Raw genomic sequence first — 11,837 nt, 5'->3', positions numbered from 1 at the left:
GATAGATTAAGGTAAATCATCGATTTCTTTATCCACTTTTGGTGGAATCATATGTTCGCGACGTAGACCAACGTCATAAGCAATCGCAATCGCGATAAAGATTGATGAGTAGGTACCAAAACCGATACCGATTAATAACGCTAACGAGAAGTTATGAATGGATGGCCCACCAAAGAAGAACAAGGCAATCACAACAAGAAGTGTTGTGAGAGAGGTCATGATGGTTCTCGACAAGGTTTGCGTTAAGGAAATATCAATAATATCGATAGTATCTACACGACGAATTTTACGGAAGTTTTCACGTACACGGTCGAATACCACGATACTATCGTTGATAGAGTAACCCACAACGGAAAGAATTGCCGCCACAAAGGTTAAATCCATTTCAACTTGTAATGCAGAGAACAAACCGAGGGTAATGACTACGTCGTGAGCGAGTGATGCAATACCACCCACACCTAAACGCCATTCAAAGCGTGAGCCGATATAAATCAACATCATCGCAAGAGTGGCAAGCGTCGCATAAACCGCACCTTGAGCCAGTTCTTCACCGACGTTAGGCCCAACGAATTCAATACTGTTAATATGAATATTTGGATCAATCGTTTGAAGCATGCCTTTAACGTGTTCACCGATACCTGAGTCGTTATTGTCAGCCGGTAAACGGATCATGACATCTTGTACAGAACCCGTTGTTTGTACAATTGGGCTTGAAATCCCGTTTTGGTTTAATGTGCCACGGATTTTCTCTAAATCAGCGGGTTGTGAGAAGTGAGTATCAAATACCACACCACCCGTAAAATCTAAGCCCCAGTTGAAGCCTTTTGTAATAATGAAGAAGAGGGAAATCGTCATCAAAATAGCAGAAAATGCATACCCTACAAATCTCACTTTCATAAATTCAGTGAGAGGGAATGGCAATTTAATCCCATTCACTTCACGGATAAAATGTCCGTTTTTATCTTTTGCAAATAATCTCATCTTATCCTACCTAAATTGATAATTTTTCAAGACGTTTACCGCCGTATAGGAAGTTCACGATAGCACGTGTTCCGGTAATCGCTGTAAACATTGAAATTGCCACACCTAATGCAAGGGTTACCGCAAAGCCTTGAATTGGACCTGTACCGACTGCATAAAGGATAATTGCCGTTAAAATTGTGGTTAAGTTCGCATCGAAGATAGAGGAGAATGCACCGTTATAACCTTCGTTAATAGCTTGCTGGATTGGACGACCATTACGAATTTCTTCTTTGATACGCTCAAAAATAAGTACGTTGGCATCCACCGACATCCCCAAGGTTAATACGATACCCGCAATCCCCGGCATGGAAAGTGTTGCTCCAGGTAGGATAGACATTAAACCGACTAATAAAACGATGTTAATCACTAATGCAAAGCTTGCGATCACGCCGAAGATTTTGTAGTAAATCAACATGAAGAAGATGACTATAATTAATCCCCAGAAACTTGCATTGATACCTTGTTCTACGTTTTGTGCACCCAGTGAAGGACCAATTGTACGTTCTTCAACGATTTGCACTGGCGCGATTAATGCACCTGATTTTAATAACATAGAAAGGTTTTGTGCTTCCGCAGAGCTGCTTACACCCGTAATTTGGAAGTTAGAACTAAAGCGACCTTGAATGGTTGCGACGTTAATGACTTCTTCATTTTTCTCTAAAATGGTTTTGCCATTTTCGTCTTTTTTACCGTTGTCTTTGTATTCTACATACAAGGTTGCCATTGGTTTTTTGTAGTATTTCTTGGTGGTTTGCGACATGATTTCGCCGCCTTCACTATCCAAGGTTACACTTACTTGTGGCGTACTGGTGTTTTGGTCTAAACCCGAGCTTGAGTTGATGATGTGTTCACCACCCAATACCGCACGTTTGTAAAGTGCAACAGGTCTACCTTGACGGTCATATTTGATTTCTGTGTCAGAAGGTAACATACCACGCGCTGCTGATTCAGGGTTCACCAACGAATTCACAATGCGGAATTCAAGTGTTGCGGTTGCACCTAAGATCTCTTTTGCACGAGCAGTATCTTGAACACCCGGTAATTCGATTACGATACGTTCTGCACCTTGACGTTGAATAACTGCTTCAGCTACGCCTAATTCAGCGACACGTTTACGTAAAATCGTTAAGTTTTGCTCGATCGCTAAGTTACGTGATTCTGTTAATGCCGTTTCAGAAAGGGCAAGGTTTAAGGTGTTGTCACCAATATCAGACACATCTAATGTTGGGTGTAACTGACGAATAATACGTGCTGCTTTTGACATCTGGTCAGCGTTTTCTAACGTGACCGTTGTACCAAATTTGTCACCATTTTTAATGGCGGTAAACTGAATTTTTTCTTTACGTAACTCGCCACGTAATGTGTCTTGTAGCTGTTCTTGACGTTTAGCCAAAGCAGAATTCATGTCCACTTCCATTAAGAAGCGTACACCACCACGTAAGTCCAAACCCCATTTCATTGGGTTAGCCCCAATGCTGCTTAACCAAGTCGGTGTTGCCGGTGCAAGGTTTAATGCCGTGGTATAGCTGTTGCCTAATTTTTCTGCAATTTTATCTTTGGCAAGAAGTTGATCATCTGTGTTGGTGAAACGGGCAAGAATAGAGCCATTTTCAAGAACGATAGATTTGGTTGGAAGGTTATTTTCTTTCAGTACATTTTGTACTTCAGTTAATGCGGTGGTGTCTGCTTGTTGTCCGCGAGTACCGGAAATTTGCACCGCAGGATCTTCACCATAGATATTTGGAAGAGAGTATAAAGCACCAATGGCGACCACAAGGATCACCATTAGATTCTTCCATAATGGGTAACGATTTAACATAGTTTTCCCTTTAGGAATTTAAATTAGAGAGATTTTACAGAACCTTTCGGTAATACTGAAACAATGTAGTTACGGTTAATCGTGATTTCAGTGGTATCGTTTAATGCGATAACAATTTCAGCACCTTCGGTTACTTTGGTAATTTTACCAATGACGCCACCAGCGGTTAATACTTCAGTGCCTTTCGCCAATTCAGACATTAATTTTTTGTGTTCTTTATTACGTTTTGCTTGTGGGCGGTAAATCATAAAATAAAAAATTAAACCGAAGATCACGAAAATAAATAGCGTGGACATTGGGCTTTGTGCTTCCATTGTGTTTTCCTTATAAAATGAAAAGTTAAAAGTGGTCGTAAAATACCATAAAACGGCATTCAGTAAAAGCCGATGAGGGCAATAACAACGAGAATTTTGGAATTAATTGATTTTTTTCAAGCAAACTTCGAAGATTTGCTCGGAAAGCCAATGCTGATCCACTAATTCACATTGATTTTCTTCACAAAAAACAACAAAATTTTCTACCGCACTTTGACGATTTAATTGCAAAACTAATTCATCATTTGGCGCTAAATTTGCTAAAGCCTTCTTTGCAGTTAAAAGCGGAATCGGGCAGGAAAGTGCGGTCAAATTTAATTGATATTTCATGATTTAAGCTTGGCGACGAGCAAACATAATTTTGCCCATAGCCGTGAGTTGTTCTACGGATAAATATTGTTTACCAAGCTCAAATAGCGGCTCTTCAAGGGCAATGTGTCTATCATAGCTCGCCACAAACTGCGTAACCAGTCTTTCATCTACATCGGTACGTTTCTCTGCAATCAATTCTTCTAGCTGCTCCGAAAGCTTTGCCCAATTTTCATGCAAACTAACATGCTGGCGTTCTAATTCATCCACCGACTCTTTCGCTTGAGGTGCTTTTTCAATTAAAGCGGGGAAAAAGTCTTTTTCTTCATCATCATGATGAAGTGGTGCCGCATGATTAAAATACTGCAAAATGGTTTTCACATCATTTAATACGGCTTGATTCACGCCATTTTTTTCTAAGTAGCCAGGAAGAATCGTAAGTTGCTTGCAAAAGCGTTTCACTTTGCTATGACAAGCATAAAGCATATCAATCGGTTCATTCCAAGTGGCAAATTGTTGAGGTTCGAGGATTTGCATAAGGTTTCCTTTGTTAAAAAGTGCGGTCAAAAAACATTTCATTTTTCTACCGCACTTTCATCAATTATGAGTTATCCGCTAATTGTAATGGTGGAACAGGTTTGCCCATGCGAGCATAGAATTCCACCACAAAATCATCAAAACGATCGTCTTCGATAGCTTGACGAATTTCTGCCATTAAACGTTGATAATAGCGTAAATTGTGAATTGTATTTAAGCGTGCACCTAAAATTTCACCGCATTTATCTAAATGATATAAATACGCTTTGGTGTAGTTTTTACAGGTGTAGCAATCACATTCAGGATCCAACGGGCTGGTATCATCACGGTATTTTGCATTACGGATTTTGACAATGCCATCAGTCACGAATAAATGGCCGTTACGTGCATTACGAGTTGGCATTACACAGTCGAACATATCAATACCACGACGTACACCTTCCACTAAATCTTCTGGTTTACCCACGCCCATTAAATAACGCGGTTTATCAGCCGGGATTTGTGGGCAGATGTATTCTAAAATGCGGTGCATGTCTTCTTTTGGTTCACCTACCGCTAAACCGCCCACCGCATAACCGTCAAAGCCAATATTCACTAAGCCTTCTAATGATACTTTGCGTAATTCTTCAAACACGCCGCCTTGAATAATACCGAATAGCGCATTTTTATTGCCTAATTCATCAAAGCGATCGCGGCTGCGTTTTGCCCAACGAAGAGACATTTCCATGGATTTTTTCGCATAATCGAAAGTCGCTGGATAAGGCGTACATTCATCGAAAATCATCACGATGTCAGAACCTAAATCGTATTGAATTTCCATGGATTTTTCAGGTGAAAGGAAAATGCGCTCACCATTAATTGGATTTTGGAATTTCACGCCTTCTTCGGTGATTTTACGTAATTTACCTAAACTAAATACTTGGAAACCGCCACTATCAGTCAAAATCGGACGATGCCATTGCATAAAGTCATGTAAATCACCGTGTTTACGCATGACTTCTTGACCTGGACGAAGCCATAGATGGAACGTGTTACCAAGCAAAATTTCTGCACCCGTCGCACGCACTTCTTCAGGTGTCATGCCTTTTACCGTGCCGTATGTACCCACTGGCATAAACGCAGGGGTCTCAACGGTGAACGTGCCTTGTGGACGTTCAAACACCAAGCGACCACGACGAGCACTGCCGCTGGTTTTATCTAATTCATATTTCATTTTTTTCCTCAACGAATAAACAGTTCGTAGGTTGTTATTCAATAAAAAAGCCTGTTAGTACAGGCTTCTGGACGAGTATTTTATGAGTTGGCTGAAAATAAGTCAAACCACTTATTCTAACCCTTTCACATTGGGGTTTTTAGTGATGAACATCGCATCGCCATAACTGAAAAAACGGTAGCGATTTTTGACCGCACTTTTATAGGCGTTCATGGTGTGGCTAAAGCCTGCGAAGGCAGACACCAACATAATCAATGTGCTTTCCGGTAAGTGAAAGTTGGTAATCAACGCATCCACCACACGGAATGATTTGCCCGGGTAAATAAAAATAGACGTATCAGAAAAATAAGGTTCAATTAAATCTGGATTGCCATTTTCTTCTGCTGATAGGGCTGCGGTTTCAACAGAACGCACTGATGTTGTACCTACCGCAATCACACGTTTACCCGCTTTTTTCGTTTCAATAATGGCATTGCAGACTTCTTGAGAAAGTTCCACATATTCTGCGTGCATGATGTGATCTTCAATATTTTCAACACGTACGGGTTGGAATGTACCTGCGCCCACGTGCAAAGTCACAAATTCAAAATTGACGCCTTTTTCGTGTAATTTTTGTAAAAGCTCATCATCAAAATGCAAGCCTGCTGTTGGTGCCGCCACTGCACCAGGCACTTTGTTATACACGGTTTGATAGCATTCTTGATCCGCTTCTTCATCTGGGCGATCAATATAAGGCGGTAACGGCATATGACCGATTTCTTGCAACACATCAAGTACATTGCGACTTTTATCCGCTAATTCCACTTCAAAAAGGGCATCTTGACGACCGACCATAATCGCTTTTACGCCATTATTTTCACCGAGCTTATCTTCGCCTAAAAATAATTCTGCACCTTCTTTTGGGGCTTTTGATGAACGAATATGCGCTAAGAAATGATGTTCACTTAAAACACGTTCCACCAACACCTCAATTTTCCCGCCACTGGCTTTGCGACCAAACATACGAGCAGGGATCACGCGCGTATTGTTAAAAATCAACAAATCACCTTCGTCGATTAAATCCAATACATCGGTAAAAGTGCGGTGAGAAATTTCCCCGTTTTCACCATTGAGTTGTAACAAGCGACAAGAAGAACGATCTTCTTTAGGGTAACGAGCAATCAGCTCATCAGGTAAGTCAAAATGAAAGTCAGAAACACGCATAATTGTAAATAATGAAAGCTAAAAATGGGGCATAGTCTAGAGCGAATAAGGGGGAAAAACAAGGGGGAATGTTGTTGGATATGAATTGGGTTGAGAGATCGAGTAGTAGCGCTGTAAATATTATGCTATTCAAATTTATTAAGTTTTATTGCAACGTAAAACCACCCGAAGGCGGGTGCCTCCATTAAAGCTGATATTAACAATGCAGTTGGGGAAGTTTCAACACACAGCCGCACGGAGGCGGCTGCTCCCTATATAAAAAAGTAAGAAAAATCAGCGAATTAAACACTGTATTTCGCTAACTGATTTTATGATAAGGAGTTTAGTAAGTATAACGACCATACCGCCGTTATACAAATAGATTAATTCATCCAAATTGTTAAAGAAAATAAGGATCGCTATCCCATCAGGGTTTTGATGAGAACAACAGGTTAGCGAACTAAATGACAAGCACGTCTTTAAATACATCCACTGCCGGTTTTGCCCCATGATGCTCCACTTTATTAAGCACTTACTGCCTAAATGATAAAAACGCAGGCTGTCACATGTGGAGTCGTAGGTTTCCAACAGTTTATTTTTCAACATAACCCATTGGTCAGGCTTGACATCGCATTCAAATACCGAATATTGCGCCCGCACGCCGTAATCTAAGCAATGTTTTGCGATACGACGTAATCACGCTTGCCCGTTTGGATCGTCAAAAGAAATGTCATAAGTAATCAGCATTAACATAGCTTATCTCATCAAAAACGGTGGATATTCCGCCAAATCTCCTCGCAAATGGCGCGCCAACAGTATTGCCTGAATATACGGCAACAAGCCGATTTCCACTTCTTCGCCCAAAAACGGATGCACGATTTTTTCCTGCTTTTTCGCCTGAAAGGCTTGGAACAACAGTTTACGTGCCTCGGTTTTTAAGCTTACCGCGCCGCTCGCCTCGGTAACGAAATCCTGCGGATTGATTTGCCCTCGGTTAATCAGCGACAGCACCAACCTATCCGCCCACCATGCGCGGAATTCTTCCAAAATATCCTGCGCTAGACTATCGCGCCCCGGGCGGTCGGCGTGCAGAAAACCCACCTGCGGGTCTATCCCCACGCCTTGCAGCGCGCCGCTGATGTCCTTGCCCAACAGACTGTACACAAACGACAACAGCGCATTCACCCCGTCTCTGGGCGGACGGCGGTTGCGTCCGTCAAAAATAAAGCCGCTTTTTTCGCTCAAAAGCTGCCCGAACACGCCGAAATAACGCGCCGCCGCATCGCCCTCAATACCACGCACCACGTCCAGCTCCGCCGCGCCCTTCAATTGCTGCAGCGAAATATTCAAAGAATCAACCGCACTTTGAATCGCCGCATTCTCGCCATAATTGCGAATCTGCCGCTGAAGCACCCGCTTACTCGCCTGAATCTTCGCCGCAATGATATTGCGCGCAATCGGCACGGGATTTTGCTCCGACACCCGATACGGCGCCCGACGCAGCAGCACATTGCCGCTCTGCCACCCCTGAAGTCGTCCCAAATAACGCCCGTTTTCGGTAAAAAACGCCAAATTCACATTATTTTCGCCGCAAAACCCCAATAAAAACGGTGACACCAGCACATTCCCAAAACAGAAAATATGCCCGATGGAATGCACCGGCAACTGCGCCACCTTCTTACGCTCCTGCTCCACCACCAGCGTCTCCCCTCCCGCTCCTTATGCAGATAGCTGCCCTGAGTGGTGATGTAGAGCGTGTTTTGCAGTTTGCGCATGGGGAAACTCCTTATTTTATGTATCCAAAATCTCTAAATATGGTAGACCTTCAAGTATAAAATTAATATATTTCTTTGTATGATTTAAAGATGGAACATCTGAAAAAATAAAAACTTGTTTAGGTTTTTTCTGAATTACTAATTCATCTATTTTCTCTTTTGTGAATTTTTCATATGGCGAATCACAAATCAAAGATTTTGAAATAAAAAACGAAGGTCTAACACCACTCACTTCAACTGAAAGATCATGTAACTGAGAGTCAAATTTAATTTGATAATCACCACTTGATAGTTTGTTTATCCACGCTTTTCCGTAATAAACTCTCCAACAATTTTGTTCCAGGCTTGACAAATCCTGACCATCAACTTTAATAAATGCGTTTTTCAAAAAGATTCTTTCTTGATATGGTCTTGGTAATGTTATTGGAAAGTTTTCATTATTTAAGAAAGATGAAACCAATACAGATAAAGTTTTAGTTTGATTAGTTGATACTTTATCTTTTTTTGAATCTGAAAGTTGGCAAGTTCGTGAAACATTGATTTCTTTAACCTCAGAAGCATTATCGCTATTTTGTTTTTTAGGTGTAGGTTCTGCCAGATTTACCAAAATCTCGCCTGAAGTGACATTTTCATAAAATCCATTTTTATCAATATCCTGAAACTTGGTACGTCTTTCCTCCTCTGCAAAAGGACAACCAAATTTATGATTTTCAACCGATTTAAAATAAGGTTCTACCTTTCTTTTGTATTTAGGTCGTTCTAAATTTGCACAAGTAACCGCAATACCACACTCCTGATGAGGACATTGAAAGTTTTTTTGACTGCCAATCAAACCTTTCTCATAAGCGATATCCGCTTCTTTCGCATTAATTTTTTTACCTAAATCTAAAGAATATGCTTGTAGCAAACTCATCATCTTCCTCCTTAAATAAAATATAATTAATGGTTAATACATTATTTTCACCGCACCCCTCCCCAACAAAAAAGGCGACACCAGCACATTCCCAAAACAGAAAATATGCCCGATGGAATGCACCGGCAACTGCGCTATCTTTTTACGCTCCAGCTCTACCACCAGCGTCTCCCGCTCCTTATGCAGATAACTGCCTTGGGTGGTGATGTAGAGCGTGTTTTGCAGTTTGCGCATGGGGAACTCCTTGGGGTTTGACTGTACTTTTGGGGAATTTAACAGAGCTAGGCTACCTGAAAAATGGTAGGTCGGATTCTTAAATTCGACATCGCCAGTCCGCAACAATCATTTCAAATTACATCATCTCAGTACTTAGTTGGTTATTATTTCAATTATCCATAGATGATATGAGTAAAATAGGTTTATTTTCTAGTTTCCCTATCAATTCATCTGGATCATCTTTATATGAATATAGTTTATCCAATATGTTTCTAACAGGAGCATTCCAATCTTGGATAATCATATCTATCAAAAATCTAAAAGAATTATCTGGTTGGAAATTTTTATAATTAACTCCTTGGTAGAAAACATATTTAAACTCATTAACAACCCTATAAAAGTCATGAATGATATAGTTGCTTTTTTCAAATAATATATTCAACTTAGGATATTGACCACGATATAAATAGCTTTCTAAGTAGTATCCTTTATTTTTGCCATTTATAGCTCCTATGCCAATCACACAAAAATCAGATTTTCTTTCCCAAAAACTATCTTGAAATAATTTTTCACCATAATTCCCTTCTAGCTCCCCAAATATTCCAATGTTTTTACCTTCTTGAGTGTTCTTTAAAACTAGGCAAAAATCTGAATTTCTTTCCAGAACAGACTTGTTTTCTACAGTTAGATTAAAAGATTTAGGATATATTTCATCATATCTTTCAGATATATTCTTTCCAAGTTCTGAATCAATTCCCGATACATAGAACTCAAAATCATCATAATCTTTATAGTTTGGAATATTAAACAAACCATCTAAATTTTCTTTAATTTTATCTACAATCTCTAAACCAAACTTATGATTAAAGAAATGAACAATAAAGTATTGCATACCCCAATTTTGTATAAAATTGACCATATTTTCAAAAAAGTAATTTGGATAATATCCTTTCATATTGGCAAGTGAAAACATAGGATATTCATCTAATCTGTGAGCCGGATATTGAAGTGTTTTATGATTTTCCAAACACTCTAAAACAGCAATAAAGTGCATACTCCAATAAGATAACGAATTATCTGAAATTGGCATTGGGTGATGATGTATAAAATTATTATTCATATAGTTATCTATAAAGCTCAAATAAAAAAGAAAACTGTTCACTCCCAAACAACCCCGCCACATACCCCACACTCCTATCCCGTTTCCCCAACAACTCCAGTTGGCAAATTTCCACCAGCGAGCAGGCTTTGCAGTGTTTACCGTAGTTGGGCGACGGAGTTTGTCCGCTGTTCAAGAGTTCGCGTACGGCGGCGATGGTGGCCAGAGTTTGGGCGCGCAGGTCGTCTGAAAACACGATGGGGACGCGGTGGCGGGTTTGCATATACCACAGCGCGCCCTCAGAGACGATTTGCCCCGTCATTTCTTCCAAGCACAAGCCTTGGGCGCAAAGCTGGATTTCGTCTATCGGGTCGGGTTTGGGCTTGCCGCGTTTGTATTCCACGGGTTTCAGACGGCCTGTTTTCGTTTCCACCTCCACCAAATCCAACACTCCGCTGATGCCCAGTTTCTCCGCAGACACATGCACCGTCCGCTCAAAACGCACGCCCTTGCGCGTTTCGGGCTCGCCCGAATCCACCCGTTCGTGTAGCGCCTTTCCCTGCGCGGTTAAATAGTTCTCCGTCCACGCCTGCTCGTTGTGAATCAGCGCGCATTGACGCGGGCAGAAAGCGTAGTGTTGCAAGGCGGAAAGGGGAATAATTTACATAATGTATGTTTATCGCTTTTTAATTTCTGATAATAATTTTTCCCCATCAACAATTCGCGCCAAGGTTTGAGCAAAGGGAAAAGAACGGCTTAAAATCTTTTTGACTTCACTAGCTTTAATAGCTTTTGGTAAACAGGTAAAACCGTCCAAGCGCTGATAATAGGTTTTGTCCTCCCGCCCATAATGTGGTGCTTTTTCTAGCTTACCTGATGCCTGGCCAAATGCCACGATTCCTTGCCCTGACTCATATAAAAATACCCAATCACCTTTTTTGAATTTGGCAATTTTTTCTTTATAACCATCTTCAAATGCCGCAGCTACCTGTTTTTCTAACATAAATTTATGATCGTCGATATCATTGACTTTATTTGTGTTCAGCAAAAAATATTGAGTTGACTCCTCTCCATCCAGTTCAAGCTCTTCATTTGCCTGTGCCTCAAAGCGTTGTTTCCATGGAACGATAATTTGCTCTGTAATCAGACGATGCAATAGTTCCTGCCGCGAAAGATCAAAACTTTCAGCAATTTCCTGCAAGATCAAATCTTCTTTTACAGAAAGGCGAATACTGAACGTTGTTTTTTCCTGATTTTTTTCAACAAACTCGTTTTCTAGGTTTTGGATAAAATTTTTCACTGAATGCTCCTTTCATATTAACGAAGCTATTATACCATTAAATAACACAAATATAAACACATAAAATAACACAATATATGTTCATTTGTTGAATAAGGGCTTTATGAGATTTATTTGTAATAGTTTTGCAGGATGGG

General features: G+C 40.6%; 11 protein-coding genes and 3 pseudogenes. All 14 read right to left on the bottom strand.

What is annotated here, in order from left to right; translation table 11 throughout:
- Positions 1-6 precede the first annotated feature (6 nt).
- Entirely contained in the window at positions 7-981 is a 975-nt protein-coding gene (gene secF, locus EL215_RS00485) for a protein translocase subunit SecF (RefSeq protein ID WP_049357668.1), read from the bottom strand.
- 10 nt (positions 982-991) lie between these two features.
- Positions 992-2,842 carry a protein translocase subunit SecD gene (secD, locus tag EL215_RS00480; RefSeq protein ID WP_049357670.1) on the bottom strand — a complete coding sequence of 617 codons (1,851 nt, stop codon included), beginning with the start codon at positions 2,840-2,842 and terminating at the stop codon, positions 992-994.
- 23 nt (positions 2,843-2,865) lie between these two features.
- Positions 2,866-3,156: a preprotein translocase subunit YajC gene (yajC, locus tag EL215_RS00475; RefSeq protein WP_049357671.1), complete on the bottom strand. Its 291-nt coding sequence runs from the start codon at positions 3,154-3,156 to the stop codon at positions 2,866-2,868.
- A gap of 102 nt (positions 3,157-3,258) precedes the next feature.
- Positions 3,259-3,486, bottom strand: a complete 228-nt coding sequence (locus tag EL215_RS00470) for a sulfurtransferase TusA family protein (protein ID WP_014064087.1) — start codon at positions 3,484-3,486, stop codon at positions 3,259-3,261.
- A 3-nt stretch (positions 3,487-3,489) separates the two neighbouring features.
- The gene (locus EL215_RS00465; RefSeq protein ID WP_164757041.1) at positions 3,490-4,002 is read right to left on the bottom strand and encodes a hemerythrin domain-containing protein; all 513 of its coding nucleotides are present in this window, start codon (positions 4,000-4,002) and stop codon (positions 3,490-3,492) included.
- Between the two features lie 64 nt (positions 4,003-4,066).
- Entirely contained in the window at positions 4,067-5,215 is a 1,149-nt protein-coding gene (gene tgt / locus EL215_RS00460) for a tRNA guanosine(34) transglycosylase Tgt (RefSeq protein ID WP_126469497.1), read from the bottom strand.
- Between the two features lie 111 nt (positions 5,216-5,326).
- A complete protein-coding gene (queA, locus tag EL215_RS00455; protein ID WP_126469495.1) occupies positions 5,327-6,418 on the bottom strand; it encodes a tRNA preQ1(34) S-adenosylmethionine ribosyltransferase-isomerase QueA in 1,092 nt (363 codons plus the stop codon).
- 439 nt (positions 6,419-6,857) lie between these two features.
- Positions 6,858-7,084, bottom strand: a pseudogene (gene cas2, locus EL215_RS00450) (CRISPR-associated endonuclease Cas2).
- A 69-nt stretch (positions 7,085-7,153) separates the two neighbouring features.
- Positions 7,154-8,172 (bottom strand): annotated as a pseudogene (gene cas1c, locus EL215_RS00445) (type I-C CRISPR-associated endonuclease Cas1c).
- 16 nt (positions 8,173-8,188) lie between these two features.
- Positions 8,189-9,088, bottom strand: coding sequence for a hypothetical protein (locus EL215_RS00440; RefSeq protein WP_126469491.1), 900 nt, complete (start codon positions 9,086-9,088; stop codon positions 8,189-8,191).
- 34 nt (positions 9,089-9,122) lie between these two features.
- Positions 9,123-9,319: pseudogene (locus EL215_RS00435) on the bottom strand (CRISPR-associated endonuclease Cas1); the annotation flags it as partial.
- A gap of 151 nt (positions 9,320-9,470) precedes the next feature.
- The gene (locus tag EL215_RS00430) at positions 9,471-10,421 is read right to left on the bottom strand and encodes a hypothetical protein (RefSeq protein WP_126469489.1); all 951 of its coding nucleotides are present in this window, start codon (positions 10,419-10,421) and stop codon (positions 9,471-9,473) included.
- 4 nt (positions 10,422-10,425) lie between these two features.
- On the bottom strand, positions 10,426-11,061 hold the full coding sequence (gene cas4, locus EL215_RS00425) for a CRISPR-associated protein Cas4 (RefSeq protein ID WP_126469487.1): 636 nt from the start codon (positions 11,059-11,061) through the stop codon (positions 10,426-10,428).
- A gap of 15 nt (positions 11,062-11,076) precedes the next feature.
- Positions 11,077-11,700, bottom strand: coding sequence for a hypothetical protein (locus EL215_RS00420; RefSeq protein WP_070645780.1), 624 nt, complete (start codon positions 11,698-11,700; stop codon positions 11,077-11,079).
- Positions 11,701-11,837: the final 137 nt, after the last annotated feature.

The organism is Haemophilus parainfluenzae, assembly GCF_900638025.1.
GTDB lineage: Bacteria > Pseudomonadota > Gammaproteobacteria > Enterobacterales > Pasteurellaceae > Haemophilus_D > Haemophilus_D parainfluenzae_J.
The sequence above is the reverse complement of the archived record's forward strand: the minus strand, read 5'-3'. Positions and strand labels throughout refer to the sequence as shown.

What these genes read in the sequence shown, in the direction of transcription:
- queA (WP_126469495.1), bottom strand. Translation starts at nt 6,418, where the DNA reads ATGCGTGTTTCTGACTTTCATTTTGACTTACCTGATGAGCTGATTGCT.
- tgt (WP_126469497.1), bottom strand. Translation starts at nt 5,215, where the DNA reads ATGAAATATGAATTAGATAAAACCAGCGGCAGTGCTCGTCGTGGTCGC.
- secF (WP_049357668.1), bottom strand. Translation starts at nt 981, where the DNA reads ATGAGATTATTTGCAAAAGATAAAAACGGACATTTTATCCGTGAAGTG.
- yajC (WP_049357671.1), bottom strand. Translation starts at nt 3,156, where the DNA reads ATGGAAGCACAAAGCCCAATGTCCACGCTATTTATTTTCGTGATCTTC.
- secD (WP_049357670.1), bottom strand. Translation starts at nt 2,842, where the DNA reads ATGTTAAATCGTTACCCATTATGGAAGAATCTAATGGTGATCCTTGTG.
- EL215_RS00465 (WP_164757041.1), bottom strand. Translation starts at nt 4,002, where the DNA reads ATGCAAATCCTCGAACCTCAACAATTTGCCACTTGGAATGAACCGATT.
- EL215_RS00430 (WP_126469489.1), bottom strand. Translation starts at nt 10,421, where the DNA reads ATGAATAATAATTTTATACATCATCACCCAATGCCAATTTCAGATAAT.
- EL215_RS00440 (WP_126469491.1), bottom strand. Translation starts at nt 9,088, where the DNA reads ATGATGAGTTTGCTACAAGCATATTCTTTAGATTTAGGTAAAAAAATT.
- EL215_RS00470 (WP_014064087.1), bottom strand. Translation starts at nt 3,486, where the DNA reads ATGAAATATCAATTAAATTTGACCGCACTTTCCTGCCCGATTCCGCTT.